29 protein-coding genes and 1 tRNA gene are annotated in these 26764 nt (G+C 71.1%); 24 read left to right on the top strand and 6 right to left on the bottom strand.

What is annotated here, in order from left to right:
- Positions 1-32: 32 nt before the first annotated feature.
- The 8 genes from map to truA all read left to right on the top strand — a co-directional run bounded on the left by map (position 33) and on the right by truA (position 5164).
- Positions 33-869, top strand: a complete 837-nt coding sequence (gene map / locus LMU33_RS16910) for a type I methionyl aminopeptidase (protein ID WP_228621215.1) — start codon at positions 33-35, stop codon at positions 867-869.
- A gap of 158 nt (positions 870-1027) precedes the next feature.
- Positions 1028-1249, top strand: a complete 222-nt coding sequence (gene infA / locus LMU33_RS16905; protein WP_003948620.1) for a translation initiation factor IF-1 — start codon at positions 1028-1030, stop codon at positions 1247-1249.
- A gap of 59 nt (positions 1250-1308) precedes the next feature.
- Complete coding sequence (rpmJ, locus tag LMU33_RS16900; RefSeq protein ID WP_003998809.1) at positions 1309-1422, top strand: 50S ribosomal protein L36; 114 nt, start codon at positions 1309-1311, stop codon at positions 1420-1422.
- 196 nt (positions 1423-1618) lie between these two features.
- Positions 1619-1999 carry a 30S ribosomal protein S13 gene (rpsM, locus tag LMU33_RS16895; protein ID WP_009300593.1) on the top strand — a complete coding sequence of 127 codons (381 nt, stop codon included), beginning with the start codon at positions 1619-1621 and terminating at the stop codon, positions 1997-1999.
- A gap of 65 nt (positions 2000-2064) precedes the next feature.
- Positions 2065-2469: a 30S ribosomal protein S11 gene (gene rpsK, locus LMU33_RS16890; protein WP_003956432.1), complete on the top strand. Its 405-nt coding sequence runs from the start codon at positions 2065-2067 to the stop codon at positions 2467-2469.
- Positions 2470-2615: 146 nt separating this feature from the next.
- Positions 2616-3638, top strand: coding sequence for a DNA-directed RNA polymerase subunit alpha (locus tag LMU33_RS16885; protein WP_003966937.1), 1023 nt, complete (start codon positions 2616-2618; stop codon positions 3636-3638).
- An 85-nt stretch (positions 3639-3723) separates the two neighbouring features.
- A complete protein-coding gene (gene rplQ / locus LMU33_RS16880) occupies positions 3724-4218 on the top strand; it encodes a 50S ribosomal protein L17 (protein ID WP_228621214.1) in 495 nt (164 codons plus the stop codon).
- 91 nt (positions 4219-4309) lie between these two features.
- Positions 4310-5164 (top strand): tRNA pseudouridine(38-40) synthase TruA, encoded by an 855-nt coding sequence (truA, locus tag LMU33_RS16875; RefSeq protein WP_228621213.1) that lies wholly within the window; start codon positions 4310-4312, stop codon positions 5162-5164.
- A gap of 1 nt (position 5165) precedes the next feature.
- Here the strand turns inward: truA and LMU33_RS16870 are convergent, their stop codons facing one another.
- Positions 5166-6044: a hypothetical protein gene (locus tag LMU33_RS16870; RefSeq protein ID WP_228621212.1), complete on the bottom strand. Its 879-nt coding sequence runs from the start codon at positions 6042-6044 to the stop codon at positions 5166-5168.
- Positions 6045-6301: 257 nt separating this feature from the next.
- Here LMU33_RS16870 and rplM point away from each other — a divergent pair, with 257 nt between their 5' ends.
- From rplM to LMU33_RS16850, 4 genes are all read left to right on the top strand, one after another.
- A complete protein-coding gene (gene rplM / locus LMU33_RS16865; RefSeq protein WP_228621211.1) occupies positions 6302-6745 on the top strand; it encodes a 50S ribosomal protein L13 in 444 nt (147 codons plus the stop codon).
- Positions 6746-6786: 41 nt separating this feature from the next.
- The gene (gene rpsI, locus LMU33_RS16860; protein ID WP_228621210.1) at positions 6787-7299 is read left to right on the top strand and encodes a 30S ribosomal protein S9; all 513 of its coding nucleotides are present in this window, start codon (positions 6787-6789) and stop codon (positions 7297-7299) included.
- A 138-nt stretch (positions 7300-7437) separates the two neighbouring features.
- A complete protein-coding gene (gene glmM, locus LMU33_RS16855) occupies positions 7438-8796 on the top strand; it encodes a phosphoglucosamine mutase (RefSeq protein ID WP_228621209.1) in 1359 nt (452 codons plus the stop codon).
- 196 nt (positions 8797-8992) lie between these two features.
- Positions 8993-9505: a hypothetical protein gene (locus tag LMU33_RS16850; RefSeq protein ID WP_228621208.1), complete on the top strand. Its 513-nt coding sequence runs from the start codon at positions 8993-8995 to the stop codon at positions 9503-9505.
- A 97-nt stretch (positions 9506-9602) separates the two neighbouring features.
- Here the strand turns inward: LMU33_RS16850 and coaA are convergent, their stop codons facing one another.
- Entirely contained in the window at positions 9603-10571 is a 969-nt protein-coding gene (coaA, locus tag LMU33_RS16845; RefSeq protein WP_228621309.1) for a type I pantothenate kinase, read from the bottom strand.
- 170 nt (positions 10572-10741) lie between these two features.
- On the opposite strand from coaA, the gene glmS reads away from it, so the two are divergent.
- Positions 10742-12589: a glutamine--fructose-6-phosphate transaminase (isomerizing) gene (glmS, locus tag LMU33_RS16840; protein WP_228621207.1), complete on the top strand. Its 1848-nt coding sequence runs from the start codon at positions 10742-10744 to the stop codon at positions 12587-12589.
- Positions 12590-12673: 84 nt separating this feature from the next.
- Here the strand turns inward: glmS and LMU33_RS16835 are convergent, their stop codons facing one another.
- On the bottom strand, positions 12674-13453 hold the full coding sequence (locus LMU33_RS16835; protein WP_228621206.1) for an SDR family NAD(P)-dependent oxidoreductase: 780 nt from the start codon (positions 13451-13453) through the stop codon (positions 12674-12676).
- 99 nt (positions 13454-13552) lie between these two features.
- Here LMU33_RS16835 and LMU33_RS16830 point away from each other — a divergent pair, with 99 nt between their 5' ends.
- The 6 genes from LMU33_RS16830 to tsaE all read left to right on the top strand — a co-directional run bounded on the left by LMU33_RS16830 (position 13553) and on the right by tsaE (position 19577).
- Positions 13553-13924: a holo-ACP synthase gene (locus tag LMU33_RS16830; RefSeq protein ID WP_228621205.1), complete on the top strand. Its 372-nt coding sequence runs from the start codon at positions 13553-13555 to the stop codon at positions 13922-13924.
- A 44-nt stretch (positions 13925-13968) separates the two neighbouring features.
- Positions 13969-15402, top strand: a complete 1434-nt coding sequence (locus LMU33_RS16825) for an NAD(P)H-hydrate dehydratase (protein ID WP_228621204.1) — start codon at positions 13969-13971, stop codon at positions 15400-15402.
- A gap of 128 nt (positions 15403-15530) precedes the next feature.
- On the top strand, positions 15531-16466 hold the full coding sequence (locus LMU33_RS16820) for a L,D-transpeptidase (protein WP_228621203.1): 936 nt from the start codon (positions 15531-15533) through the stop codon (positions 16464-16466).
- 55 nt (positions 16467-16521) lie between these two features.
- Positions 16522-17685, top strand: coding sequence for an alanine racemase (gene alr, locus LMU33_RS16815; protein WP_228621202.1), 1164 nt, complete (start codon positions 16522-16524; stop codon positions 17683-17685).
- 154 nt (positions 17686-17839) lie between these two features.
- A complete protein-coding gene (locus tag LMU33_RS16810; RefSeq protein WP_228621201.1) occupies positions 17840-19099 on the top strand; it encodes an alpha/beta fold hydrolase in 1260 nt (419 codons plus the stop codon).
- Positions 19065-19577: a tRNA (adenosine(37)-N6)-threonylcarbamoyltransferase complex ATPase subunit type 1 TsaE gene (tsaE, locus tag LMU33_RS16805; protein ID WP_228621200.1), complete on the top strand. Its 513-nt coding sequence runs from the start codon at positions 19065-19067 to the stop codon at positions 19575-19577. The genes LMU33_RS16810 and tsaE overlap by 35 nt, the downstream gene beginning before the upstream one ends.
- Before the next feature lie 338 nt (positions 19578-19915).
- Here tsaE and LMU33_RS16800 read toward each other — a convergent pair whose 3' ends face one another.
- Positions 19916-20464, bottom strand: a complete 549-nt coding sequence (locus LMU33_RS16800; protein WP_228621199.1) for a hypothetical protein — start codon at positions 20462-20464, stop codon at positions 19916-19918.
- A gap of 168 nt (positions 20465-20632) precedes the next feature.
- Here LMU33_RS16800 and tsaB point away from each other — a divergent pair, with 168 nt between their 5' ends.
- From tsaB to LMU33_RS16775, 5 genes are all read left to right on the top strand, one after another.
- The gene (gene tsaB / locus LMU33_RS16795; RefSeq protein WP_228621198.1) at positions 20633-21289 is read left to right on the top strand and encodes a tRNA (adenosine(37)-N6)-threonylcarbamoyltransferase complex dimerization subunit type 1 TsaB; all 657 of its coding nucleotides are present in this window, start codon (positions 20633-20635) and stop codon (positions 21287-21289) included.
- 17 nt (positions 21290-21306) lie between these two features.
- Positions 21307-21801 carry a ribosomal protein S18-alanine N-acetyltransferase gene (rimI, locus tag LMU33_RS16790; RefSeq protein WP_228621308.1) on the top strand — a complete coding sequence of 165 codons (495 nt, stop codon included), beginning with the start codon at positions 21307-21309 and terminating at the stop codon, positions 21799-21801.
- Positions 21794-22882 (top strand): tRNA (adenosine(37)-N6)-threonylcarbamoyltransferase complex transferase subunit TsaD, encoded by a 1089-nt coding sequence (tsaD, locus tag LMU33_RS16785; protein WP_228621197.1) that lies wholly within the window; start codon positions 21794-21796, stop codon positions 22880-22882. Before rimI ends, tsaD begins: the two co-directional genes overlap by 8 nt.
- Positions 22879-23136: a hypothetical protein gene (locus LMU33_RS16780; protein WP_228621196.1), complete on the top strand. Its 258-nt coding sequence runs from the start codon at positions 22879-22881 to the stop codon at positions 23134-23136. The genes tsaD and LMU33_RS16780 overlap by 4 nt, the downstream gene beginning before the upstream one ends.
- An 86-nt stretch (positions 23137-23222) precedes the next feature.
- Positions 23223-23295: transfer RNA gene (locus tag LMU33_RS16775), tRNA-Arg, on the top strand.
- 41 nt (positions 23296-23336) lie between these two features.
- Here the strand turns inward: LMU33_RS16775 and LMU33_RS16770 are convergent.
- Both LMU33_RS16770 and LMU33_RS16765 read right to left on the bottom strand, forming a co-directional pair.
- Positions 23337-24206, bottom strand: a complete 870-nt coding sequence (locus LMU33_RS16770) for a COG4705 family protein (protein WP_228621195.1) — start codon at positions 24204-24206, stop codon at positions 23337-23339.
- Positions 24207-24363: 157 nt separating this feature from the next.
- The gene (locus tag LMU33_RS16765) at positions 24364-26673 is read right to left on the bottom strand and encodes a beta-xylosidase/alpha-l-arabinosidase (protein WP_228621194.1); all 2310 of its coding nucleotides are present in this window, start codon (positions 26671-26673) and stop codon (positions 24364-24366) included.
- Positions 26674-26764 lie beyond the last annotated feature (91 nt).

Genomic DNA, 26764 nt, shown 5'->3' with positions numbered 1-26764 from the left:
GCCGATGTGAGTGACGGAGAGCGCAGGCCCCCATGGTGCAGATCAAGACGCCCGAGCAGATCGCGAAGATGCGTGCGGCGGGTCTGGTCGTCGCCGCCATCCACGCGGCCACCCGCGAGGCCGCGGTGCCCGGCGCCTCCACCAAGGACCTGGACGAGGTCGCCCGCAAGGTGCTCGCCGAGCACGGCGCCAAGTCGAACTTCCTCGGTTACGGCGGCTTCCCCGCGACGATCTGCACCTCCGTCAACGAGGTCGTCGTCCACGGCATCCCCTCCGACGAGGTCGTCCTCAAGGACGGCGACGTCATCTCCATCGACTGCGGCGCGATCGTCGACGGCTGGCACGGCGACGCGGCCTACACGGCGTTCGTGGGCTCCGGTCATGCCCCGGAGCTGATCGAGCTCTCCCGGGTGACCGAGGAATCGATGTGGGCCGGCATCGCGGCCATGAAGCAGGGCAACCGGCTGGTCGACGTCTCCCGCGCGATCGAGACGTACATCCGCCGCCAGCCGAAGCCGGGCGGCGGCAAGTACGGGATCATCGAGGACTACGGCGGCCACGGCATCGGCACCGAGATGCACATGGACCCGCATCTGCTGAACTACGTCGACCGCCGCCGGGGCAAGGGCCCCAAGCTTGTGCCCGGCTTCTGCCTCGCGATCGAGCCGATGGTCTCCCTCGGCACCCCGCGCACCGAGGTCCTCTCCGACGACTGGACGGTCATCACGACCGACGGCACCTGGTCCTCGCACTGGGAGCACTCGGTGGCGCTCACCGAGCAGGGCCCGCTGGTGCTGACGGCTCCCGACGGGGGCAAGGCCAAGCTGGCGGAGTACGGCATCACGGCCGCGCCCGACCCGCTCGCCTAGAGCGCGCCCGCTCGCTTAAGGATCACCCTGATGGGGCAGACTCCCTCGATTCGCGTTTCCGGGTGGGCCGACGTAGACTGACTCGTCGGCTCTCGTGTACCCGCATGTCCGCATGCCCCTCGTGAGTCGATCAAGGTAGTCGATTCGAAGGGCGAAGCGTGGCCAAGAAGCAAGGTGCCATCGAGATCGAGGGCACTGTCGTCGAGTCTCTTCCGAACGCGATGTTCAAGGTCGAGCTCCAGAACGGCCACCAGGTCCTGGCACACATCAGCGGCAAGATGCGTATGCACTACATCCGCATCCTCCCTGACGACCGGGTCGTGGTGGAGTTGTCTCCTTACGACCTGACGCGTGGCCGGATCGTCTACCGGTACAAGTAGATCTTGCCCGCATCCCGCTCCGGCGGGGTGGTGGCACTGACCCGGAGAACCTCAATCCAATGAAGGTCAAGCCGAGCGTCAAGAAGATCTGCGACAAGTGCAGGGTGATCCGCCGTCACGGTCGGGTCATGGTCATCTGCGAGAACCCGCGCCACAAGCAGCGCCAGGGCTGACGCACGACCGTAACCCTCTGCACCTCTATCGCAGAGATTCGCGCGACGCGAGCTGAATATGTTCATACGCAGGACCCAAACCGTCGCAAGCGGTTTGACACCCCCGGTTCGGAGGCCGGGGACCCGGTTCGTACCTGGTACGGCGGCCGGGATCCGGTTCTGCGGAAGACCTCCGAAGATCACCAGGAGCCATTGAATGGCACGCGTTTCCGGTGTTGACATCCCGCGCGAAAAGCGCGTGGAGGTCGCCCTGACCTACGTGTTCGGCATCGGCCGGACCCTCTCGAAGGAGACGCTGGCTGCGACCGGCGTCGACCCGAACACCCGCGTTCGCGACCTCTCCGAGGAGCAGCTCGTCGCGATTCGTGAGTACGTCGACAACAACATCAAGACCGAGGGTGACCTCCGTCGCGAGATCCAGGCCGACATCCGCCGCAAGGTCGAGATCGGCTGCTACCAGGGTCTGCGTCACCGTCGCGGTCTGCCCGTCCGCGGTCAGCGCACCAGCACCAACGCCCGCACCCGCAAGGGCCCGCGTCGCGCCATCGCCGGCAAGAAGAAGCCGGGCAAGAAGTAGTCCGCAGCGGACACCTGTCCACGGTCTTCGCTGTAGGACCGACCACCTCCCGTAGGAGTTAGTAGATGCCCCCCAAGGGACGTCAGGGCGCTGCCAAGAAGGTGCGCCGCAAGGAAAAGAAGAACGTCGCTCACGGCCACGCGCACATCAAGAGCACGTTCAACAACACGATCGTCTCGATCACGGATCCGTCCGGCAACGTGATCTCCTGGGCCTCCGCCGGCCACGTCGGCTTCAAGGGCTCCCGGAAGTCCACGCCGTTCGCCGCGCAGATGGCCGCCGAGTCGGCTGCCCGCCGCGCGCAGGAGCACGGCATGCGCAAGGTCGACGTGTTCGTCAAGGGCCCGGGTTCCGGTCGTGAGACCGCGATCCGCTCCCTGCAGGCCACGGGCCTCGAGGTCGGCTCCATCCAGGACGTCACCCCGACCCCGCACAACGGCTGCCGTCCGCCGAAGCGCCGCCGCGTCTGAGGCCAGGCTGCTCGTCGGGTTCGGGCGGTACGGCTCCGTAAGGGTCGTACCGCCCGTACCCTTGCAGTACCCGCACTTTTCACGGGGTGCGGTTTCCGTCGGACGTCAAATAGCGGGCGTCCACGAATGAAGGATCTGATCCACACATGCTGATCGCTCAGCGACCCTCGTTGACCGAAGAGGTCGTCGACGAGTTCCGCTCCCGGTTCGTGATCGAGCCGCTGGAGCCGGGCTTCGGCTACACCCTCGGCAACTCCCTGCGCCGTACCCTCCTGTCGTCGATCCCCGGCGCTGCTGTCACCAGCATCCGCATCGACGGTGTCCTGCACGAGTTCACCACCGTGCCGGGTGTGAAGGAGGACGTCACCGACCTGATCCTCAACATCAAGCAGCTGGTCGTCTCCTCGGAGCACGACGAGCCGGTCGTGATGTACCTGCGCAAGCAGGGCCCGGGTCTGGTCACCGCCGCCGACATCGCGCCCCCGGCCGGTGTCGAGGTGCACAACCCCGACCTCGTCCTCGCCACGCTCAACGGCAAGGGCAAGCTGGAGATGGAGCTGACGGTCGAGCGTGGCCGCGGTTACGTCTCCGCCGTGCAGAACAAGCAGGTGGGCCAGGAGATCGGCCGTATCCCGGTCGACTCCATCTACTCGCCGGTGCTCAAGGTCACGTACAAGGTCGAGGCCACGCGTGTCGAGCAGCGCACCGACTTCGACAAGCTGATCGTCGACGTCGAGACCAAGCAGGCCATGCGTCCGCGTGACGCCATGGCGTCGGCCGGCAAGACGCTGGTCGAGCTGTTCGGTCTCGCCCGCGAGCTGAACATCGACGCCGAGGGCATCGACATGGGCCCGTCCCCCACGGACGCCGCCCTGGCCGCCGACCTCGCGCTGCCGATCGAGGAGCTGGAGCTCACGGTCCGCTCCTACAACTGCCTCAAGCGTGAGGGCATCCACTCCGTGGGTGAGCTCGTCGCCCGCTCCGAGGCCGACCTCCTCGACATCCGCAACTTCGGTGCGAAGTCGATCGACGAGGTCAAGGCGAAGCTGGCCGGCATGGGCCTGGCCCTGAAGGACAGCCCGCCCGGATTCGACCCCACGGCCGCTGCCGACGCCTTCGGCGCCGACGACGACGCGGACGCGGGTTTCGTGGAGACCGAGCAGTACTGATCGGTCGTAGCCGGTGAGCATCCGCTCATCGGGTTCCTGACCCCGGTACCTGACACGGCCGGGGCAGACACACAGGAGAAGAACAATGCCGAAGCCCACCAAGGGTGCCCGTCTGGGCGGCAGCGCCGCGCACGAGAAGCTGCTCCTCGCGAACCTGGCGAAGAGCCTCTTCGAGCACGGCCGTATCACCACCACCGAGGCGAAGGCCCGCCGCCTGCGCCCGTACGCCGAGCGTCTGATCACCAAGGCGAAGAAGGGCGACCTTCACAACCGCCGTCAGGTGCTCCAGGTCATCACGGACAAGGGCGTCGTCCACACGCTCTTCACCGAGATCGGCCCGCGGTACGAGAACCGTCCCGGTGGCTACACCCGCATCACCAAGATCGGTAACCGCCGTGGCGACAACGCGCCCATGGCCGTCATCGAGCTGGTCGAGGCGCTGACGGTGCAGCAGAAGGCCGTGGGTGAGGCCGAGGCCGCCACCAAGCGTGCGGTCAAGGAGGCCGACGAGGCCAAGGCTGCGGAGACCACCGAGGCGCCGGCCGAGGAGGCCGCTGCCGAGGAGTCGACGGAGGCCTGAGTCTCTGCCTGACGCCGGAAGCGGGTCCGCCCTTCGGGGCGGGCCCGCTTTCACGTTTTTTCAACGGACACGGCCCTGAAAGAATTCGCGTGTGACTGAAGAAGTACAGCCCGGTTTCGTACGCCTCCGCCTCGACCTCTCCTACGACGGCACCGACTTCCACGGCTGGGCCAAGCAGGCCGGCGGCAGGCGGACCGTGCAGGGCGAGATCGAGGACGCCCTGCGGACGGTGACGCGGTCGAAGGAGACGTACGACCTGACCGTGGCCGGACGGACCGACGCCGGCGTGCACGCGCGCGGGCAGGTGGCGCACGTCGATCTGCCCGAGGAGGTCTGGCGGGAGCACCACGAGAAGCTGCTCAAGCGGCTCGCCGGGCGGCTGCCGAAGGACGTGCGGGTATGGGCGCTCAGGGAGGCTCCCAGCGGCTTCAACGCCCGTTTCTCGGCGGTCTGGCGGCGCTACGCCTACCGGGTGACGGACAACCCCGGGGGAGTGGACCCCCTGCTGCGCAACCACGTCCTCTGGCACGACTGGCCCCTCGACGTGGACGCCATGAACGAGGCCGCGCGGGCGCTGGTCGGCGAGCACGACTTCGCCGCGTACTGCAAGAAGAGGGAAGGGGCCACGACCATTCGGACCCTTCAGGAGCTGAGCCTGGTGCGCGGGTCCGACGGGATCGTCACCGCCACCGTGCGCGCCGACGCCTTCTGCCACAACATGGTGCGCTCGCTGATCGGTGCGCTGCTGTTCGTCGGGGACGGGCACCGCGGGCCGGAGTGGCCCGGAAAGGTGCTGGCCGCGGGGGTGCGGGACTCCGCCGTGCACGTCGTACGGCCGCACGGGCTGACCCTGGAGGAGGTCGGCTACCCCGCCGACGAGCTGCTGGCCGCGCGCAGCAGGGAGGCCCGGAACAAGCGCTCGCTTCCGTCGGCGGGGTGCTGCTGAGCTACCGGTTCGCCGCTGCGGAGGCCTGGGCCTGGCCGCGGCGGTAGATCTGGTTGAAGATGAACTGCTGCAGGTCGTTGCCGGCGGAGAAGACCTTGGTGTCCTTGTTGGTGACGTTCTTGCCGTTGAGGAAGCCGCCGGTGGTGAAGTAGGCGTAGCGGCCGACGGCGTTCGTCGTCGTCAGGCAGATCGCGGCGTTGCAGAAGTTCTTGACGCCCTTGCCGGGCAGGGAGCGCACCACGGCCTTCTTGGCGGCCTGCTTCCTGACCTTCGTGGCCTGCGCCTGGTCGTCGAAGACGGCGACGCCGACGGTGACCGCGACGCCGCCGTTGGTGTAGGTCGCGCGGATCAGGCGGGTGCAGCCGTCCGCGGTGAGGATCTTCGGCAGGTTGCCGCCGGCGGCCGAGGCGCAGTTCGTGGTGTCGGCCGTGGCGCCCTTCTTGTACACGGTGTCGCCCATGGTGAGCTGGGTGCCCGGGAAGAGGGTGTCGGCGCTGAGCGGCGCGGTGTCCTTCTTGGCGCTGGATATGAAGTCCTTGGGGTCCAGCGGTGGCGGGGCGCTGGTGGGCGCGAAGGACGGCGTGGCCGAGCCGCTGGGCACCGAGGCGCTCGCGGGCAGGTTGGTGGGCGCGCCGTGGGCGTCGTTGCCGCTGTTCGCGGAGACGACGGCCATGGCGACGGCCGTGCCGACCACGACCGTGGCGACCGCGCCGACGCCGACGAAGAGCAGCTTGCGGCGCTTGTTGCGGCTCTCCGAGGCCTCGGCGAGCGCCGCCCAGTCCGGGGTTCCGTCATCACCGCCGGTGTTCCAGGACTGCTGCTGGGAATGCGGTTTCCAGGGATCCCACTGAGACTGGGGTCCCCCCTGCCCGTAACTCATGGGGCGCATCTTAGACGGGGGGCGACGGTCGGCACGCTGCGCGCTCGTTTTGACCCTCACCGACGACCCCGGTATTCTGCTTGTTCGTTGTGTATTGGCTTGCTCATTCTCACGGGACGGGCCCTTACACCGGTCCACCGGGCCGATGACCAGCGACCCCACGTACGCGGTATGCGTCGCCGCCGTGCGGTCCAGGCTGTCGTGATCGTTTCGGTGACCTGTTCAGGACCATTCACTCGAAGCGAAGGCTACGAACCGTGCGTACGTACAGCCCCAAGCCCGGCGATGTGACGCGCCAGTGGCACGTCATCGACGCTCAGGACGTTGTCCTGGGCCGTCTCGCCACCACTGCAGCGACCCTCCTCCGGGGCAAGCACAAGCCGATCTACGCGCCGCACGTCGACGCTGGTGACTTCGTCATCATCATCAACGCCGACAAGGTGCACCTCTCCGGCAACAAGCGGACCCAGAAGATGGCGTACCGCCACTCCGGCTACCCGGGTGGTCTGCGCTCCGTCCGTTACGACGAGCTGCTTGCCAAGAACCCCGAGAAGGCCGTCGAGAAGGCCGTCAAGGGCATGCTCCCCAAGAACACCCTGGGCCGTCAGATGCTCACGAAGCTGAAGGTCTACTCGGGCGACCAGCACCCGCACGCTGCCCAGCAGCCGGTGCCGTTCGAGATCACCCAGGTCGCGCAGTAAGTCCGGCCACCCCTAAGACCGAAGAGAATCTGAGGAGAATCGTGGCCGAGACCACTGCCGAGCAGCCGATCGAAGAGATCGACATCGAGAGCTACACCACCGAGTCCGAGGTCCCCGTCGAGGGCGAGTACACCTCGGAGTCCCTGGCCTCCCGCTTCGGCGAGCCCCAGCCGGCCGCCGGCCTGGGCCGCCGCAAGAACGCCATCGCCCGCGTCCGGATCGTTCCGGGCACCGGCAAGTGGAAGATCAACGGTCGCACCCTCGAGGACTACTTCCCGAACAAGGTGCACCAGCAGGAAGTCAACGAGCCCTTCAAGGTGCTCGAGCTCGACGGCCGTTACGACGTCATCGCCCGCATCGCGGGTGGCGGTGTCTCCGGTCAGGCCGGTGCTCTGCGCCTCGGTGTCGCCCGTGCCCTGAACGAGGCCGACGTCGACAACAACCGCGGCCCGCTGAAGAAGGCCGGCTTCCTCAAGCGCGACGACCGTGCGGTCGAGCGCAAGAAGGCCGGTCTGAAGAAGGCCCGCAAGGCTCCGCAGTACAGCAAGCGCTAAGCGTCGCCTGCTCGTACTCCGAACGCCCCGGCGGCACGCCACATGTGCCGTCGGGGCGTTCGTTTATCCCAGTCGAGGGCGTATAACGACACAAGACGCTCAGGTGCTCAAAGGCTTGTGCGATCGGATGGAGGACAAGTGGGACGACTCTTCGGCACGGACGGCGTGCGCGGTGTCGCCAACGCGGACCTGACGGCCGAGATGGCGCTCGGTCTGTCCGTTGCGGCGGCCCACGTGCTGGCCGAGGCGGGCACCTTCGAGGGCCACAAGCCGACGGCGGTGGTCGGTCGGGACCCGCGGGCGTCCGGGGAGTTCCTTCAGGCGGCGGTGGTCGCGGGCCTGGCCAGCGCCGGCGTGGACGTACTGAGCGTCGGCGTGCTGCCGACGCCCGCCGTGGCGTATCTCACCGGCGCGCTCGGCGCCGACCTGGGCGTGATGCTCTCCGCCAGCCACAACGCGATGCCGGACAACGGCATCAAGTTCTTCGCCCGCGGCGGCCACAAGCTCGCCGACGAGCTGGAGGACCGGATCGAGGCGGTGTACGAGTCCCACCGGCACGGCGAGCCGTGGCAGCGGCCGACGGGTGCGGGCGTGGGCCGCGTGCGGTCGTACGACGAGGGCTTCGAGCAGTATGTCGGCCACCTGCTGTCCGTCCTCCCTAACCGGCTCGACGGACTGAAGATCGTCCTGGACGAAGCGCACGGCGCGGCCTCGGGGGTCTCGCCGGAGGCGTTCGCGCGGGCCGGCGCCGAGGTCGTCACGATCGGCGCCGCGCCGGACGGCCTGAACATCAACGACGGCTGCGGCTCGACCCACTTGGGCCTGCTCAAGGCCGCGGTGCTCGAGCACCGCGCCGACTTCGGCATCGCGCACGACGGCGACGCCGACCGGTGCCTGGCCGTGGACCACACCGGCGAGGAGGTCGACGGCGACCAGATCCTCGCCGTGCTGGCGCTGGCCATGCGGGAGCACTCCGCGCTGCGGGCCGACACCGTCGTCGCCACCGTGATGTCCAACCTGGGCTTCAAGCTGGCGATGGAGAAGGCCGGGATCCACCTGGTGCAGACCGCCGTCGGCGACCGGTATGTGCTGGAGGAGATGAAGGAGCACGGGTACGCCCTCGGCGGCGAGCAGTCCGGGCACGTCATCGTCCTCGACCACGCGACCACCGGTGACGGCACGCTGACCGGGCTGCTGCTGGCGGCACGGGTCGCGGAGACCGGGCGCAGCCTGCGTGAACTGGCGTCGGTGATGGAGCGGCTGCCGCAGGTCCTCATCAACGTGCCGGACGTGGACAAGTCCCGGGTCAAGACCTCGGCCGAACTCGCGGCCGCCGTCGCCGAGGCGGAGCGGGAGCTGGGGGAGACGGGGCGGGTGCTGCTCCGGCCGTCCGGCACCGAGCCCTTGGTGCGGGTGATGGTCGAGGCGGCCGACATCGACCAGGCGCGGTCCGTGGCCGGCCGGCTGGCCGACGCGGTGAAGTCGGCGCTGGGGTAGTCCTGCGGGATCCGGCCGGGCCGGAAGCGCTTCCCGCCCGGACGTCCCACACGTGTGCGTCCTTTCGTGCGACGTGAGTCACCCTATGAACGCAATAGAGGATGCGTAATCGATCGCTGTCGGTATCCCTTCCGTCGAGGCCGCCCCGTGTGGCGCGCCCCCCTCGACGGAAGTGAGAAAACGCAGCATGAAGATCGTGAGCAGTACCTTGAAGCGAGTGGTCGGTCCGGCCCTGGTGGCGGGTCTGGTCGTCACCTCGGTCGCCACTCCGGCCGCCGCCCAGGCACCGGGCTCCACGGCGTTCCGCCTCTTCGGCAGCCTCGCCGTGCTCCAGGCGCGCGCCGGCGTGGCGAACCAGGTCACGGCCACCGTTTCCGGCACCCATCTGATCCTCACCGACACCACGGGCATCGCGGTCGGCCCGGGCTGCACTCGGCTGTCCCCCAACACCGCCGACTGCGGCGCTGTCACCAGCCTCGCCGTCCAGCTGGGCGACGGCAACGACACCTTCGACGGTTCCACGGCTCCGATCAACACCACCGTCGACGCCGGTACGGGCATCGACAAGGTGACCACCGGCAGCGGCAACGACACGATCGGTGTGCAGGACAACGCCCCCGGCGACAACGTGGACTGCGGCGGGGGTAGCGCGGACACGGCGTTCCGCGACACCGGCGACACGGTCACCAACTGCGAAAGAGTCTTCTAGAGACCGCCCGCCTCCGCCGTACGCTCACGCTGTCTGGTCCGCAGCCACTTCCGGGCCGGCGGCGTGAGCGGCCTGCGGTCTTCGGGGCGGCCCCTGTCTAGAGCTTGCGCAGTCTCAGCCGCTGGACCTTGTGGTCCGGGCCCTTGCGGACCACCAGGGTGGCCCGGCCGCGGGTGGGGGCGATGTTCTCGACCAGGTTGGGCTTGTTGATCGTCCGCCACAGGGTGCGGGCGTAGTCGAGGGCCTCGTCCTCGGAGACCTGGGTGTACTTGCGGAAGTACGAGTCCGGGTCCTGGAAGGCGGTCTGGCGCAGCTTCTGGAAGCGGCTGAGGTACCAGCGCTCGATGTCCTCGGCGCTCGCGTCGACGTACACGCTGAAGTCGAAGTAGTCGGCGAGACCGACCCGGGTGCGGCCGTCCTTGCCGGGCAGGGCGGGCTGCAGGACGTTCAGGCCCTCGACGATCAGGATGTCGGGGCGGCGGACCGTGAGCTTCTGGTCCCGGACGATGTCGTAGATGAGGTGGGAGTAGACGGGGGCCGTGACCTCGCCCTTGCCCGCCTTGACGTCGGCGACGAAACGGGTCAGGGCCCGGCGGTCGTAGGACTCGGGGAAACCCTTCCGTGACATCAGGCCGCGCGCCTGGAGCTCCTTGGTGGGCAGCAGGAAACCGTCCGTCGTCACCAGCTCCACCCGCGGGTGCTCGGGCCAGCGGGAGAGCAGTGCCTGCAGGAGGCGGGCGACCGTGGACTTTCCCACGGCCACCGAGCCGGCGACGCCTATGACGAACGGGGTGCCGGACTGGGAGCCCTGCTCGCCGAGGAAGGTGTTCAGCGCGCCTCTGAGACCGTCCGTGGCGCCGACGTAGAGATTGAGGAGCCGGGAGAGCGGGAGGTAGATGTCCCGCACCTCGTCCAGGTCGATCACATCGCCCAGACCGCGCAGCTTCTCCACCTCCTCGGCGGTGAGCGGCAGCGGCGTCTTGTCGCGCAGCGCGCTCCACTCGGCGCGGGTGAGGTCGACGTAGGGAGTCGCCTCCGGCCTGTGCCGGTGGGCGCTCCGGGGCATCGAGGAGACCGGTGAGATCACAGTCCATTGTTAACGGAGTTTGAACACGACGGCGGGTGGGCTCCGTCACGCCTTCGGCCACCGGACGGCCCTCGTACGACGGTGGGAATTTCCGATTTCGGGCAGGCGGAGGCCAGTTCCGTCCGTTCACGGGTCGTAGGCTGCGACTCATGTGCGGAATCGTTGGATACGTAGGGTCACAGTCGGCGCTCGAGGTCGTGATGGCCGGGCTGAAGCGGCTGGAGTACCGGGGTTACGACTCGGCGGGCGTCGCCGTGCTGGCCGACGGCGGGCTGGCCGCGGCGAAGAGGGCCGGGAAACTGGTCAATCTGGAGAAGGAGCTGGCCGAACGGCCGCTGCCGGCGGGCCCGACGGCCATCGGCCACACCCGCTGGGCCACGCACGGCGGCCCCACGGACGCCAACGCCCACCCGCATCTCGACAACGCGGGCCGGGTCGGCGTCGTCCACAACGGCATCATCGAGAACTTCGCGGTCCTGCGGGCCGAACTCGCCGAGCGCGGCCACGAACTGACCTCCGAGACGGACACCGAGGTCGTCGCCCACCTGCTGGCCGAGGAGTTCTCCGCGTGCGCGGACCTCGCGGAGGCCATGCGGCTGGTCTGCCGGCGGCTGGAGGGCGCGTTCACGCTGGTCGCGGTGCACGCCGACGAGCCGGACGTGGTCGTCGGCGCGCGGCGGAACTCGCCGCTGGTGGTCGGCGTTGGAGAGGGTGAGGCGTTCCTGGCCTCGGACGTGGCCGCGTTCATCGCCCACACGCGGTCGGCGATCGAGCTGGGCCAGGACCAGGTGGTGGAGCTGCGCCGCGACGGAGTGACGGTGACGGGCTTCGACGGCCGCCCGGCCGAGGTCCGCAGTTACCACGTGGACTGGGACGCCTCCGCCGCGGAAAAGGGGGGTTATGACTATTTCATGCTCAAGGAGATCGCCGAGCAGCCCAAGGCGGTCGCCGACACGCTGCTGGGCCGCATCGACCCGTCGGGTTCGCTGACGCTGGACGAGGTCCGCATCTCGCCCTCCGAGCTGCGCGAGATCGACAAGGTCGTCATCGTCGCGTGCGGTACGGCCTTCCACGCCGGCCTGATCGCCAAGTACGCCATCGAGCACTGGACGCGCATCCCGTGCGAGGTGGAGCTGGCCAGCGAGTTCCGCTACCGGGACCCGATCCTGGACGGCCGCTCCCTGGTCATCGCCATCTCCCAGTCCGGCGAGACCATGGACACCCTGATGGCGCTGCGGCACGCCCGCGAGCAGGGCTCCAAGGTGCTGGCGATCTGCAACACCAACGGCTCGACGATCCCGCGCGAGTCGGACGCGGTGCTGTACACGCACGCCGGGCCCGAGGTCGCCGTGGCCTCCACCAAGGCGTTCCTGACCCAGCTGGTGGCCTGCTACCTGGTGGCGCTGTACCTGGGCCAGGTGCGCGGCACCAAGTGGGGCGACGAGATCCAGGCCGTGATCAAGGACCTGTCCCGCATCTCGGTCGAGGTCGAGCAGGTCCTGGAGACGATGGAGCCGGTGCGCGAGCTGGCCCGGAGCCTGGCGGCGAAGAACACGGTGCTGTTCCTGGGCCGGCACGTGGGCTACCCCGTCGCCCTCGAAGGCGCCCTGAAGCTCAAGGAGCTGGCCTACATGCACGCCGAGGGCTTCGCGGCGGGCGAGCTGAAGCACGGTCCGATCGCGCTGATCGAGGAGGACGTGCCGGTCGTGGTCGTCGTCCCGTCCCCGCGCGGCCGCTCCGTCCTGCACGACAAGATCGTCTCCAACATCCAGGAGATCCGGGCCCGCGGGGCGCGCACGATCGTGATCGCGGAGGAGGGCGACGAGGCGGTGGTCCCGTACGCCGACCACCTGATCCGCGTCCCGGCCACCCCGACCCTGCTGCAGCCGCTGGTGGCGACGGTGCCGCTCCAGGTCTTCGCCTGCGAGTTGGCCACCGCCCGGGGGAACGAGGTGGATCAGCCTCGGAATCTGGCGAAGTCGGTCACCGTGGAGTAGCTACTCGTCTGCCGGGTGCGGTTGTTTGCCGGCTGCGGGTCCGATGGGGCTGGTCGCGCAGTTCCCCGCGCCCCTGCGGGGCGCTCAGTGCACCGAGAAGCCGCCGTCCACGAAGATCGACTGGCCGGTGACATAGGCGGAGGCGCGGCTCGCGAGGAAGACGGCCGCGCCTTCGAAGTCCTTGGCCAGGCCGTTGCGGCCGGTCATCGTGCGGGCGGCCAGGGCGGCCACCTTCTCGGGGTCGGACGACAGCCGCCGGTTGAGCGGCGTCATCACGAACCCCGGCACCAGGGTGTTGACGGTGACGCCGTACGGCGACCAGGCCTCGGCCTGCGAGCGGGCCAGTGACTCCAGCGCGCCCTTCGAGACGCCGTACGCCCCGCTCTGCACGAAGGCGCGGTGGGCCTGCTGGGAGGTGATGTGGATGATCCGGCCGAAGCCGCGCTCCGCCATGCCGGGCCCGAACCGCTGCCCCAGCAGGAAGGGCGCCTGAAGGTTCACGGCCATGGTGGTGTCCCACACGTCCTCGCCCAGTTCGCCCATCGGCGGCCGCAGGTTGATCCCGGCGGAGTTGACGAGGATGTTCGGCTCACCGAAGACACCGGCCGCCTCCTCGGCCGCCGCCCGCACACCGTCGCGCGTGCCCAGGTCGGCCGCGACCCAGCCGGCCCGGCAGCCGTCGGCCGTCAACTCGCCGACGGTCTCCTCCAGTTGCTCCTTGGTGCGGGCCACGAGCACCACGCCGGCGCCGGCCCGCGCCAGCGCCCCGGCGATGGCCCGGCCGATGCCGGAACTGCCTCCGGTCACCACGGCGACACGGCCGTCCAGCGAGAAGAGTTCGGAGAGATAGGCCTGGGACGTCATGAACGGAGCCTAGACGGCGGGGGCCCTGACCGGCAGTCGGGTTTCGGCAGGTGGGCGGGTGCCGCCGGGTGCGGGTCCGCGGACCGTAGGCTGCCCGGCATGAGCATCATCGGAGTGGGGATCGACGTCGCCGAGATCGACCGGTTTCGTGCGTCCCTGGAGCGGACGCCCGGGCTGGCCGACCGGCTGTTCGTGGCGCGGGAACTGCTGCTGCCCAGCGGGGAGCGGCGCGGGGTCGCCTCGCTCGCGGCCCGGTTCGCCGCCAAGGAGGCGCTGGCGAAGGCGCTGGGGGCGCCGCCCGGGCTGCACTGGACCGATGCCGAGGTGTACGTCGAGGACAGCGGGCAGCCCCAGCTGCGGGTGACGGGCACCGTGGCCGCGCGGGCCGCGGAGCTGGGCGTGCGGTCCTGGCACGTGTCGCTCAGTCATGACGCGGGCGTCGCCTCGGCCGTGGTGGTGGCCGAGGGGTGAGCCCCGGGTGTGGGCGGTGGCGGTTGCGGGGCAGACTCGGTGCCATGCGTAGTGCGTACAGCGTGGAGACGGTGAGGGCGGCCGAACGGGCACTGATGGCGCGGCTGCCGGAGGGTGCGCTGATGCAGCGGGCCGCCGCGGGGCTGGCCGCCGCCTGCGCCGAGTTGCTCGGGCGGGTGTACGGCAGCCGGGTGGTGCTGCTCGTCGGCAGTGGCGACAACGGCGGGGACGCCCTGTACGCCGGGGCGCGGCTGGCCCGGCGCGGAGCCGGGGTCACGGCCGTCCTCCTGACGCCCGAGCGGGCGCACGCGGGCGGGCTCGCCGCGCTGCGGCGGGCGGGAGGCGCGGTCGCCGCGGCCGAGTCCGCCGACGGGCTGATCGGGCGGGCCGACCTCGTCGTGGACGGGATCGTCGGGATCGGTGGCAAGGGCGGGCTGCGGCCCGAGGCCGAGGCCCTGGCCCGGCTCGCCGAGCGGTCCCGCGCCGCCGTGGTGGCCGTGGACCTGCCCAGCGGGGTCGAGGCGGACACCGGGGAGGTGCGGGGGGCCGCGATCCGGGCCGATCTGACGGTGACCTTCGGAACCTACAAGCCGGGCCTGCTGATCGATCCCGCGCGGGAGTACGCCGGGGTGGTGCGGCTCGTCGACATCGGTCTCGACCTGCCCGCCGGGCCCGAACTCCATGCCCTGCAACACGCCGACGTGGCACGGCTGTTGCCGGTGCCCGGCGCGGAGAGCGACAAGTACCGGCGCGGGGTCGTCGGGATCGCCGCCGGGTCCGCGCGCTATCCCGGCGCCGCCGTGCTCGCCGTCTCCGGGGCGCTGCGGGGCGGGGCGGGGGCCGTGCGGTACGTCGGGCCCGCGGGGGCGGCGGTCATCGCCCGCTTCCCGGAGACGCTGGTGTCGGACCTGGGGCCGGCGAAGGCGGGGCGGGTGCAGGCCTGGGTGGTCGGGCCCGGCGCCGGGGAGGACGCGGCGACCGTGGCCGAGGTGCTCGGGGCGGACGTGCCGGTGCTGCTCGACGCGGACGGGCTGCGGCTGGCCGAACGGGACGCGGTGCGCGGGCGTACGGCACCGACACTGATGACGCCCCATGCCGGGGAGGCGGCCGCGCTGCTCGGGGTACGGCGGGAGCAGGTCGAGGGGGCCCGCTTGGCCGCGGTACGGGAGCTGGCGGCGGTGTACCGGGCGACGGTGCTGTTGAAGGGCTCCACGACCCTGGTCGCCGACGCCGGGGGCGGGGCCGCGCGGGTGAACGCCACGGGGACCTCCTGGCTGGCCACGGCGGGCAGCGGTGACGTGTTGTCGGGTCTCGCCGGGTCGCTGCTGGCGGCGGGCCTGTCCGCGCTGGACGCGGGGAGTGCGGCGGCGTACCTGCACGGCCTGGCGGGGAGGTTCGCGGCGAACGGGGCGCCGGTGGGGGCGCATGACGTGGCCGAACGGATTCCGGCCGCCTGGAGGGACGTGCACGCGCGGTAGCCGACGGGGGCGCGACCAGCCCCACGCCCCCGCGCCCCGACGACGACCGACGTACCCAGGTCCATCCCCCGGGTGATCCTCCCGCGCGGCGCCGCTGATCCGGCGGAGCCCCGCGCTTGGCTGATCGCATGATCAGCAGACGAATCGCGTCCAGAGGCGTCGCGGTGTTGCTCGCCACCGCGACGGCCCTCCCGGCGGCCGGCACCGCCATGGCCGCCTCGACGGCCGGCGCTCCCGCGGCCACTGCTCCCGCGGTCGGCGCTCCCGTACCCCCCGCCCCTGCCCCCGCCTCCGAGCTGGTCCCCGGTGTCGCCCCCGCGCCCGGCCAGTCCTGGCAGATCGACACGCCCGACCAGGCGTTGCCGCCGAAGGTGTACACGCCCACCGCCCAAGAGGACGCCGTGGAACCGAAGGCCGCGGCGCCGGGGACGTACGACCTCATCGAGTACGTGCCGCTCGCCGACGCCATCGCCAAGGCGACGTGCAGCAAGCAGGCCGGGCCCTATCAGCGGCAGGTGGAGGGGTGGCTGAAGCTGAAGGTCGACGGGAAGCAGTCCACCGCCGACTGCAAGGCCATCCGCGCCTTCCAGCTCAAGTACAAGATCAAGCCCGCCATCGGCTTCGCCGGGCCCGTCACCTGGTCGACCATGATGCTCGTCTCGGCGAAGAAGAACCCGAACGCCGCCAAGAAGTGCCCGGTCCGGTCGTACAAGGTCGCCTGTGTCGATCTGGACCGTCAGCTCACCTGGGTGCAGAAGGGCTCCAAGGTGGTGTTCGGGCCCGTGCCCATGCGCAGCGGGCGCACGGGGCACGTCACGCGCAAGGGCTGGCACACCATCTACTGGCGGCACAAGAACCACTGGTCGACCCTGTACAACCAGCCCATGCCGTATGCCCAGTTCTTCGACGGCGGCGAGGCCTTCCACGCCGTCTACGGCAGCATCTACACCACCGTCGGCTCCTACGGCTGCGTGAACCTGACGCTCGGCGACGCCCGCAGACTGTGGGACGTGCTGAAGAAGGGCGACCACGTCTACGTATGGGGGAAGCGACCGGGTACCTGAGGTTACTGAGACTGCGACCGGGGCCCTCACGGCCCTCTGAGACACTGGGGGCGCGATGAGTGAGACTGCGACTGTGCCGACCGCCCCCCTGCGCGCCCGCGCCGAGATCGACCTGGGCGCCCTGCGGGCCAATGTGCGCGCCCTGCGTGCCCGGACGCCGGGCGCGGCCCTGATGGCCGTGGTCAAGTCCGACGGCTACGGCCACGGGGCGCTGCCGTGCGCCCGCGAGGCCCTCGCGGCGGGCGCGACCTGGCTCGGCACGGCCACGCCCGAGGAGGCCCTCGCGCTGCGCGCGGCCGGACTGCCGGGCCCCATCCTGTGCTGGCTGTGGGTGCCGGGCGGTCCCTGGCGGCAGGCGGTCGAGGCCGGCATCGACGTGTCGGTGAGCGGCCTGTGGGCGCTGCGCGAGGCCGTCGCGGCCGCCAGGGAGGCCGGCCGGCACGCACGCGTGCAGCTCAAGGCCGACACCGGGCTCGGCCGCAACGGCTGCCAGCCCGGGGCGGACTGGGCGGAGCTGGTCGCCGAGTCCCTGCGCGCCGAGGCCGAGGGGCTGGTGAAGGTCACCGGGCTGTGGTCGCACTTCGCCTGCGCCGACGAGCCCGGCCATCCCTCCATCGCCGCCCAGCTCGACCGCTTCCGGGAGATGCTGGCGTACGCCGAGGAACAGGGTGTGCGCCCCGAGGTGCGGCACATCGCCAACTCGCCGGCCACCCTCACCCTGCCCGAGACCCACTTCGACCTGGTTCGCGCGGGTATCGCCCTGTACGGCATCTCGCCCAGCCCGGAGTTGGGCACCCCGGCCGACTTCGGGCTGCGCCCGGTGATGACGCTCAGCGCCTCGCTGGCGCTGGTCAAGCACGTCCCCGGCGGGCACGGCATCAGCTACGGCCACCACTACGTCACGCCCGGCGAGACCACCCTCGGCCTGGTGCCGGTGGGTTACGCGGACGGCATTCCCCGGCACGCCTCCGGCACCGGTCCGGTGCTGGTCGACGGAAAGTGGCGCACGGTCGCCGGCCGGGTGGCCATGGACCAGTTCGTGGTGGACCTCGGCGGCGACGAGCCCGAGGTGGGCAGCGAGGCCGTGCTGTTCGGGCCCGGCGACCGCGGTGAGCCCACCGCCGAGGACTGGGCGCAGGCCTGCGGCACGATCGCGTACGAAATCGTCACGCGGATCGGAACCCGGGTTCCGCGCGTCTATGTGAACGGGTCCATGTGACCGCGTCCATGTGAGCGGGGAAGGACTCGGGTAGCCCGTTCGGGACGCGCGACCTGGATCACGTGTAACTCCGGTCATACCTGTTACAGCGGCAGCACAGGCACCATCGTCGGACCCACCCAGCGAACTGCAGTACGGCGAAGAGGAGCGGTACGTGAGCGAGAGCAGTGCCGAGGCCGTGGCGGACGTCGTCGCCTCGGCGGCCGCCGCCTCCGCCGCGGGGGCGGTCGGCAGCTGGCGCAAAGCGACCGGCATCGCCGGTGCCGCGATAGGCGTGATCGCCGCGGGTGCGGCGGCCGGCGTCGCCATAGAGCGGATGACGGTGGGGCGCGGGATGCGCAGGAAGGCCCGGCTCGCGCTGGACTCCGCGGGCCCCTACGGGACCCTGCGCGGCACCCCCGGCAAGGCGATCGCCGACGACGGCACCGAGTTGTACTACGAGGTCGACGAGGCCGATCCCGACCCTGGCCAGAACCTCTCCCCGCGCCGGCGCCGGCTGTTCGGCCGCAAGGCCCCCGCCCCGGTCACCGTCGTCTTCTGCCACGGCTACTGCCTCAGCCAGGACTCCTGGCACTTCCAGCGCGCGGCCCTGCGCGGGGTCGTGCGCACCGTGCACTGGGACCAGCGCAGCCACGGCCGCTCCGGGCGGGGCGTGGCCCAGACCCGGGACCGGGTGCCGGTCACCATCGACCAGCTCGGCCGCGATCTGAAGGCCGTCCTCGACGCCGCCGTACCGGAGGGCCCGATCGTGCTGGTCGGTCACTCGATGGGCGGGATGACGATCATGGCGCTCGCCGCCCAGTTCCCCGAGCTGATCCGGGACCGGGTCGTCGCCACCGCGCTCGTCGGTACCTCGTCAGGACGTCTCGGCGAGGTCAACTTCGGGCTGCCGCTCGCCGGCGTCAACGCGGTGCGCCGGATCCTGCCCGGAGTGCTGAAGGCGCTCGGGCAGCAGGCGGAGCTGGTGGAGAAGGGGCGCCGGGCCACCGCCGACCTGTTCGCCGGCATCATCAAGCGCTACTCGTTCGCGGGGCGGGACGTCGACCCGGCCGTCGAGCGGTTCGCGGAGCGGATGATCGAGTCCACGCCGATCGACGTGGTCGCCGAGTTCTACCCGGCCTTCAGCGACCACGACAAGACCGAGGCGCTCGCCTGCTTCCGGGAGATGCCGGTGCTGGTCCTGGCCGGCGTGCAGGACCTGGTCACGCCCAGCGAGCACAGCGAGGCCATATCCGACCTGCTGCCCGAGGCCGAGCTGGTCCTCGTCCCGGACGCCGGGCACCTGGTGATGCTGGAGCACCCGGAAGTGGTCACCGACCGCCTCGCCGACCTGCTCACCCGAGCGGGTGCGGTACCCGCAGGGGCTACGGTTATGGGCTATGGAAGCACCAGCAGCACCGCAGGACCCCGCTGAGACCCGGCTGACGATCACCTCGCCCGAGCAGATGCGCGAGCTGGGCCGCAGGCTGGCCAAGCTGTTGCGCGCGGGCGACCTGGTGATGCTCAGCGGTGAGCTCGGCGCGGGCAAGACCACGCTGACCCGCGGGCTCGGCGAGGGGCTCGGCGTGCGTGGCGCGGTCACCTCCCCGACCTTCGTGATCGCCCGGGTGCACCCCTCCCTCGGCGACGGCCCGCCCCTCGTCCACGTGGACGCCTACCGGCTCGGCGGCGGCCTGGACGAGATGGAGGACCTCGACCTCGACGTCTCGCTGCCCGACTCGGTGATCGTGGTGGAGTGGGGCGAGGGCAAGGTCGAGGAGCTGACCGAGGACCGGCTCCAGGTCGTCATCCACCGCGCCGTCGGAGACACCACGGACGAGGTACGGCACGTCACCCTGACGGGGCTGGGGGAGCGCTGGGCGGAGGCCGACCTGGAGACGCTCACGGCCTGAGCGCCGGGTATTCCGACAAGCCGTCGGCAAGATGTTGCGCGGGACGTCCCGGGCATGGTCACATGGTGTCCAGCCCGTGGTTAGGCCTGCCTAACCACGCCCGCCCCCGCACATCAGGAGGCGTCCATGACCGAGTCCGGTCCCACCGCCGTGTCCATGCGCGACCTCTTGGCGTCGTGCGAGGCGGCGAAGGCGGTTTCCCGTGCACCCCGGGCCCCTGAGGAACGCCCCGAAGGGGCGCGCGGCTGCGCTGAGGATGCGGCTGCCGACGCGCGGGCGCGACCAGTGACGACGGACCCGCAGGCGAACGACGTCCCCTCACAGCACCCCACCGCGGCCTAACGAATCACCACCACCCGCACCCCGATCGTCGCGAACACCCACATCGCATCCCCGTCGACCCGCGTCTCCCGGATCCCGCCCGTCCGCACGCCCGGATCGCCGGCGGCCGCCCGCGGAGCGACCGCCGCGCTGAACCCGATCGCGATCCCGTCCACGCTGGTGAACCGGACCACGTGCTCGACGGGCACACCGTCGGTGCCGGTCGTCGCGCTCGACCGGGACGTCACCCAGTACACGCCCGGCGGAGGGTCGACAGTGCCGGGATCGACCTTGAAACTGCGCTCCAGCCGGTTCCCGCCGTCGACCAGCCAGACCCGGTCGTCGTCCACCGAGTACACGACCCGTTCACCCGTACCGGACCCGCCCGGCACCGCGGTCGGGCTGTGCCGGTGTGCCTTGGCGGTCACCGAGACGGACGCGTTCGGGCCGGGCCTGCCGCTCAGGCTCGCCGGTGCGTTCGCCTGGGCCTGGTAGGCGAGGAGGCCGACGGCGCCGAGGGCCGCCGCGGTGAGGCCGGCCACGATCGCCGAGCTGGTCCCTGCCACGTGCGCTCACCTCTGCCTCGTGCGCTCCGCCTTGCGTGCTCTGCGCGTGCGCTGTGTCCCGTGCACTGTGTCTCATGCGATATGTCGTACTTCGTACAGACCGTAGCAGTCAGTGACCGTCCGCCCCGGACGGCCGTGCACGCGGCGCGGGCGCCGTAGGCTGTTCGCGTGCTCTTGCTCGCTCTGGATACCGCAACACCCGCCGTCACCGTCGCGCTGCACGACGGCACGGACGTCATCGCCTCGTCGAGTCAGGTGGACGCGCGCCGGCACGGAGAGCTGCTGCTGCCGGCCGTGGACCGTGTGCTCGCCGAGGCCGGGCTCAGGCTGGACGCCGTCACCGGCATCGTCGTCGGCATCGGCCCCGGCCCCTACACCGGCCTGCGCGTCGGCCTCATGACCGCCGACACCTTCGGTCTGGCGCTCGGCGTCCCCGTCCACGGCGTGTGCACGCTGGACGGCCTCGCCTACGCCGCCGACATCGAGAAGGGCCCCTTCGTCGTGGCGACCGACGCCCGGCGCAAGGAGGTCTACTGGGCGACGTACGCCGACTCCCGCACCCGGCTGACCGACCCGGCCGTGGACCGGCCGGCCGACATCGCCGAGCAGGTCGCGGGTCTGCCGGCGGTGGGCGCGGGCGCGCTGCTCTACCCGGACACGTTCCCGAGCGCCCACGAGCCCGAGCACGTCTCCGCCGCCGCCCTCGCCTCGCTCGCCGCGGAGAAGCTGGCCGCCGGCGAGGAGCTGCCGGCACCCCGGCCGCTGTACCTGCGCCGCCCGGACGCCCAGGTGCCCAAGAACTACAAGGTGGTCACCCCGAAGTGACCGTACGACTGCGCGAGATGCGCTGGTGGGACATCGACCCGGTCCTGGAGCTGGAGAAGGACCTGTTCCCCGAGGACGCCTGGTCCCGGGGCATGTTCTGGTCCGAGCTGGCGCACGCGCGGGGTCCCGAGGCGACCCGGCGCTACGTCGTGGCGGAGGACGAGGACCGGATCGTCGGATACGCGGGCCTCGCCGCCTCGGGTACCGCACCGGACAGCGACTCCGCCGCGGTCGGTGACATCCAGACCATCGCCGTGGCCCGCGGCCTGCAGGGCACCGGCCTCGGCGGGCGGCTGCTGACCGAGCTGCTGAGGGCGGCCACCGCCTTCGAGTGCGCCGAGGTCATGCTCGAGTGCCGGGTCGACAACGTCCGCGCCCAGAAGCTCTACGAGCGCTACGGCTTCGAACCCATCGGCTTCAGACGCGGCTACTACCAGCCGGGCAACGTGGACGCCCTGGTCATGCGCCTGACCGACCCTTCTTCAGTACAAGGAACCGAGATCAATGGCTGACGAACCGCTCGTCCTCGGCATCGAGACCTCTTGCGACGAGACCGGCGTCGGCGTCGTCCGCGGCACCAGCCTGCTGGCGGACGCCGTCGCCTCCAGCGTGGACGAGCACGCCCGCTTCGGCGGTGTCGTGCCGGAGGTGGCGTCCCGGGCCCACCTGGAGGCGATGGTCCCGACCATCGACCGCGCGCTGCAGCAGGCGGGCGTGAGCGCCAGGGACCTGGACGGCATCGCCGTGACCGCCGGTCCCGGTCTCGCGGGCGCCCTGCTCGTCGGTGTCTCGGCGGCCAAGGCGTACGCCTACGCCCTCGGCAAGCCCCTGTACGGCGTCAACCACCTCGCCTCGCACATCTGCGTCGACCAGCTGGAGCACGGCCCGCTGCCCGAGCCGACGATGGCCCTGCTGGTCTCCGGCGGCCACTCCTCCCTGCTGCTGTCGGAGGACATCACCGCCGACGTCCGCCCGATGGGCTCGACCATCGACGACGCGGCCGGCGAGGCCTTCGACAAGATCGCCCGGGTGCTCAACCTGGGCTTCCCGGGCGGCCCCGTCATCGACTGGTACGCGCGCGAGGGCGACCCGGAGGCGATCGCCTTCCCACGCGGCCTGAGCGGCCCCCGCGACCCCGCCTACGACTTCTCCTTCTCCGGCCTGAAGACGGCCGTGGCCCGCTGGATCGAGGCCAGGCGCGCGGCCGGCGAGGAGGTCCCGGTCCGTGACGTGGCCGCCTCCTTCCAGGAGGCCGTCGTGGACGTCCTGACCCGCAAGGCCGTCCGCGCCTGCAAGGACGAGGGCGTCGACCACCTGATGATCGGCGGCGGTGTCGCGGCCAACTCCCGGCTGCGCGCCCTCGCTCAGGAGCGCTGCGAGGCGGCCGGCATCCGCCTGCGCGTCCCGCGCCCCAAGCTGTGCACGGACAACGGCGCGATGGTGGCGGCGCTCGGCGCCGAGATGGTCGCCCGGGGCCGGGCCGCCTCCGGCTGGGACCTGTCGGCCGACTCCTCGCTGCCGGTCACCGAACCGCACGTCCCCGGCGACCACGACCATGTGCACGAGGTCAGCAAGGAGAACCTGTACTCGTGACCGTGGCGCTGATGTGGGAGGCCCGGGCCGTCGAGGGCCGGGGCGAGGAACTGCTGGCCTGGGTGCGGGAACAGCCGCTGGACCCGGAGCCGTTGCGCCGCGAGACCTTCCGCGCGCCGCAGGACCGCGTCCTGGTCATCACCTGGTGGGACGCGCCGTACGACGCGGGGATCCCGGAACTGCCGGAGCCTGCCGAGGAGTTGGTGTCGCGCCCGGTGCACCGCTGGCGGTTCGAGTCGGTGGCCGGCGGCTGAGTTGGCAAGATCCCCCCGATCTGCGCTATGATCATCACACGGCGAACGGGCGGAACCCGGAAACGGAGAACCGCCTCGGACGCAGTGCGTTGGTGGTCCAAGGAAAGACGTCCCGCTTCCTGCGGGGAGATGCAGGTGCAAGGCCTGCCCGGCGCTCCACAGGAACCCCGCCCCCGGTGATCCGGAGGCGGGGTTTCGCGTTATCGGCGCCCGGCCTCCTCGGGCTGGACCGCCTCCGCCCCGGGGCCCCCGAAGGCGTGGCCCGCGGCTCGGCGTTCCTTCACCTGCGCGTACCCCATCAGGCCGAACAGCACCGCGAGCAGCACCGCCGAGGAACCGGCCGTACCCAGGTCCAGACCGCCCTTGGCGACCGGCTTGGTCAGGAAGTCGCCGGCCGTGGCGCCCAGCGGGCGGGTCAGCACGAACGCGATCCAGAAGAGCAGGACGTTCGGCACCGCCGGGACCCTCATCAGGGCCACGAGGAGCAGCAGGAGGCCGGTCACCAGGGACGCGCCGCCCAGATAGCCCAGGCCCGAGCTGTCGGACAGGAAGTCGCCCATCGAGGTGCCGAGGGTGTTGGAGACGAGGATCGCCGACCAGAACAGGGCCTCGCCCCGGAAGGTGACGATCTCGGTGATCTGGAAGGTCATCCCGCTCAGCTTCCAGCCGAGGAAGATCAGCAAGAGGATCGAGACCAGGATCGCGGCGCCCTCGGGATAGCCGAGGCCGAGCCCCTGCGGGCCCCAGCCGAGGCGTGTCGCGCCGTTCGCGAGGTACTTCTCGCTGGCGTCCCGGTTCATGAAGTCGGACATGGTGGTGCCGGCCATGGAGGTCGACAGGATCACGGTCCAGTAGAAGAACGGGTTGTAGCGCGCGGAGCGCAGCTGGACCACCAGCGTCACCACGAAGACCAGGAAGAGGGCGATGGTGGTGAGGAAGTAGCCGAGTTTGAGCGTCTGGGCGAACAGGTCGCCCGCGGTCTCGCCCAGGGTCGTCGCCGCGATCTTCATGATCCAGAACGCCAGGGTGACCTCGGGCAGCTTCTTCATGACGGATTGCGTGGTTGTCACGGGCGTCAAGGTTGCTCCTGTGAGGGGGTGTCAGATGATCAACGACCCTGTCAGGGGCAACCTGAAACCATCCTGAACGCCCGTGTCAGGGATCTTGCGGAAGAGCGTTCACTGTGCTTCCGCCGTGACTCCATACGTGCCACCCGGCCCCTGAGGTTCAATCAGTTCCCCGGGACACCACCACATCGCACCGCAGTCGCCGCTCGGACCCGACCGCCCGGACCGGCCCCGTCAGCCGCAGCCGCACCCGGTGCCGTACGTCCGTGCTCGACGCCGCCAGCCGCAGCTCCAGCGCTCCCGGCTCCACCACGCGTGCCCCCGTGCGGTCCGTGAACGAGGACAGGTCGGCGTGGAAGCGGAAGGCCAGCCGGCGGGACGCGCCCGACGGCAGCTCCACCCGCCGGTACCCGATCAGCCGTACGTCGGGCCGGGTCACGCTCGCCACCGGGTCGTGCAGATACAGCTGGACGACCTCGGCGCCGGCGCGGTCGCCGGTGTTGCGGACGGTCAGGGAGAGCTCGTATGCGCCGTCCGTCGCGATCTCGGCCTCGGGAGCGTGGACGTCCTCCCACGCGAACGTCGTGTACGAGCGGCCGTGGCCGAACGGGTACAGCGGGGTCGGGTCCAGGCTGCTGACCTCGCCGGCCAGGCCCAGCGGGGGCTGGAGATAGGTCCAGGGCTGGCCGCCGGGCACGCGCGGCACGCTCACCGGGAGCCGCCCGGAGGGGTTCACCCGGCCGGACAGCACCCCGGCCACCGCGGATCCTCCCTCCTCGCCGGGGAAGAAGGCCTGGACGACCGCGCCGAGCCGGCCGTGCCAGCGGCCCAGGGCGTACGGCCGCCCGGTGAGCAGGACCAGCACCACCGGGACGCCCGTCGCCACCAGACGGTCCAGCAACTTAGCTTGCACGCCGGGAAGTCGGAGATCGGTCACGTCACAGCCCTCGCCCGAGGTGCCCCGGCCGAACAGGCCCGCCCGGTCGCCGAGCACCGCCACGCACACGTCCGCCTCCGCCGCCCGGGCCACCGCCTCCTCGAAGCCGGCCGTGTCCGGGTCCGAGACCCCGCAGCCCTCGGCGAAGGTGACCTTGGCGTCCGGGAGTTCGGCGCGCACGGCGTCCAGGACCGTGGGGATCTCGATGCCGGGCGGGACGTCGGGGTGGTGGGTGAGGACGTGGGAGGGGAAGGAGTAGCAGCCGAGCATGGCGAGCGCGTCCGCCGCGCGCGGGCCGACCACCGCGATCCGGGAGTCGGGGGCCAGCGGCAGCAGCCCGTCGGGATTGTCCAGCAGGACCACCGACTCCTCGGCCAGCCGCCGGGCCACGGCACGGTTCTCCGCCGAGTCCAGGTCCACCGGGCCCTGCGGTTCCGGCCGCCAGTCCGGATCCAGCAGGCCCAGCTCGCACTTCTGCAGCAGCACGCGCCGGGCCGCCCGGTCCACCAGCGACTCCGGGATGCGGCCCTCGCGTACGGCGGTGACGAGCGGGGTGCCGTAGCACTTCACGGTCGGCAGCTCGACGTCGATGCCCGCGGCCAGCGCCCGGTGCGCCGCCTCCGCCTCGTCCGCCGCGACCCGGTGCAGGGTCTCGAGGAACCCGATGCCGAAGTAGTCGGCGACCACCGTGCCGGTGAAGCCCCACTCCTCGCGCAGCAGCTCGGTCAGCAGGCGCGGGTCCGCGGAGGCGGGCACGCCGTCGGTCTCGGTGTAGGCCGCCATCACCGACCGGGCCCCGCCCTCGCGCAGGGCCATCTCGAACGGCGGCAGCGTGACGTCCGCGAACTCCCGTACGCCTGCCCGCACCGGCGCCAGGTTCCGGGCGCCCGCCGAGGACGCGTACCCGGCGAAGTGCTTGAGCGTGGCGACCACCCCGGCCGACTCCAGGCCGCGCACATAGGCCGTGCCGATCGTGCCGACCAGGTACGGGTCCTCACCGATCGTCTCCTCCACCCGTCCCCAGCGCGGGTCGCGGACCACGTCCAGGACGGGGGCGAGGCCCTGGTGGACGCCGCACGCGCGCAGGTCCTGGCCGATGAGGCGGCCCATCTCCTCCACCAGCGCCGGGTCGAAGGCCGCACCCCAGGCGAGCGGCACCGGGTACGCCGTCGCGCGCCAGGCGGTGAACCCGGCCAGGCACTCCTCGTGGGCGACGGCCGGGATGCCGAAGCGGCCGGCGGCGGCGATCCGGCGCTGGGCGCGGGCCAGTGCCCGGGCGCCGAGGGCGGGGTCCACGGGCGCGGTGCCGAAGGAGCGGGTCAGCTGGCCGAGGCCGTGGGTGATCAACTCCTCCCAGTCGAGGTCGGCGGTCATCTCGCGCTGCAGGGGGGCCACGCCGTCGCCGTCCGTGGCGGCGCCCACCCACACGCCGTACAGCTGGGCGGCCTTCTCCTGAAGGGTCATCCGGGCGAGCAGGTCGGTCACGCGGGCGTTGGCGGGCAGGGCGGGGTCGCGCCAAGGAGCGGTGGTCATGGAACTCCCGTCACTCTGACTGTCGCTCACGTATGTTCCCGAATGTTTCGATGACAATACCGAATGTTCCGGGAACCTATGGCGCACACTG

Source organism: Streptomyces barringtoniae, from assembly GCF_020819595.1.
Classification (GTDB): Bacteria; Actinomycetota; Actinomycetes; order Streptomycetales; family Streptomycetaceae; genus Streptomyces; species Streptomyces barringtoniae.
This window is presented reverse-complemented; position numbering and strand designations above follow the sequence as displayed.

Bases quoted from the DNA above. Each gene is read 5' to 3' on its own strand.
- map (WP_228621215.1), top strand. From the start codon at position 33: ATGGTGCAGATCAAGACGCCCGAGCAGATCGCGAAGATGCGTGCGGCG.
- rpmJ (WP_003998809.1), top strand. From the start codon at position 1,309: ATGAAGGTCAAGCCGAGCGTCAAGAAGATCTGCGACAAGTGCAGGGTG.
- rpsM (WP_009300593.1), top strand. From the start codon at position 1,619: ATGGCACGCGTTTCCGGTGTTGACATCCCGCGCGAAAAGCGCGTGGAG.
- rpsK (WP_003956432.1), top strand. From the start codon at position 2,065: ATGCCCCCCAAGGGACGTCAGGGCGCTGCCAAGAAGGTGCGCCGCAAG.
- LMU33_RS16885 (WP_003966937.1), top strand. From the start codon at position 2,616: ATGCTGATCGCTCAGCGACCCTCGTTGACCGAAGAGGTCGTCGACGAG.
- rplQ (WP_228621214.1), top strand. From the start codon at position 3,724: ATGCCGAAGCCCACCAAGGGTGCCCGTCTGGGCGGCAGCGCCGCGCAC.
- LMU33_RS16870 (WP_228621212.1), bottom strand. From the start codon at position 6,044: ATGAGTTACGGGCAGGGGGGACCCCAGTCTCAGTGGGATCCCTGGAAA.
- coaA (WP_228621309.1), bottom strand. From the start codon at position 10,571: ATGCCCCGGAGCGCCCACCGGCACAGGCCGGAGGCGACTCCCTACGTC.
- glmS (WP_228621207.1), top strand. From the start codon at position 10,742: ATGTGCGGAATCGTTGGATACGTAGGGTCACAGTCGGCGCTCGAGGTC.
- LMU33_RS16835 (WP_228621206.1), bottom strand. From the start codon at position 13,453: ATGACGTCCCAGGCCTATCTCTCCGAACTCTTCTCGCTGGACGGCCGT.
- LMU33_RS16830 (WP_228621205.1), top strand. From the start codon at position 13,553: ATGAGCATCATCGGAGTGGGGATCGACGTCGCCGAGATCGACCGGTTT.
- LMU33_RS16825 (WP_228621204.1), top strand. From the start codon at position 13,969: ATGCGTAGTGCGTACAGCGTGGAGACGGTGAGGGCGGCCGAACGGGCA.
- LMU33_RS16820 (WP_228621203.1), top strand. From the start codon at position 15,531: ATGATCAGCAGACGAATCGCGTCCAGAGGCGTCGCGGTGTTGCTCGCC.
- alr (WP_228621202.1), top strand. From the start codon at position 16,522: ATGAGTGAGACTGCGACTGTGCCGACCGCCCCCCTGCGCGCCCGCGCC.
- tsaE (WP_228621200.1), top strand. From the start codon at position 19,065: ATGGAAGCACCAGCAGCACCGCAGGACCCCGCTGAGACCCGGCTGACG.
- rimI (WP_228621308.1), top strand. From the start codon at position 21,307: ATGCGCTGGTGGGACATCGACCCGGTCCTGGAGCTGGAGAAGGACCTG.
- tsaD (WP_228621197.1), top strand. From the start codon at position 21,794: ATGGCTGACGAACCGCTCGTCCTCGGCATCGAGACCTCTTGCGACGAG.
- LMU33_RS16765 (WP_228621194.1), bottom strand. From the start codon at position 26,673: ATGACCACCGCTCCTTGGCGCGACCCCGCCCTGCCCGCCAACGCCCGC.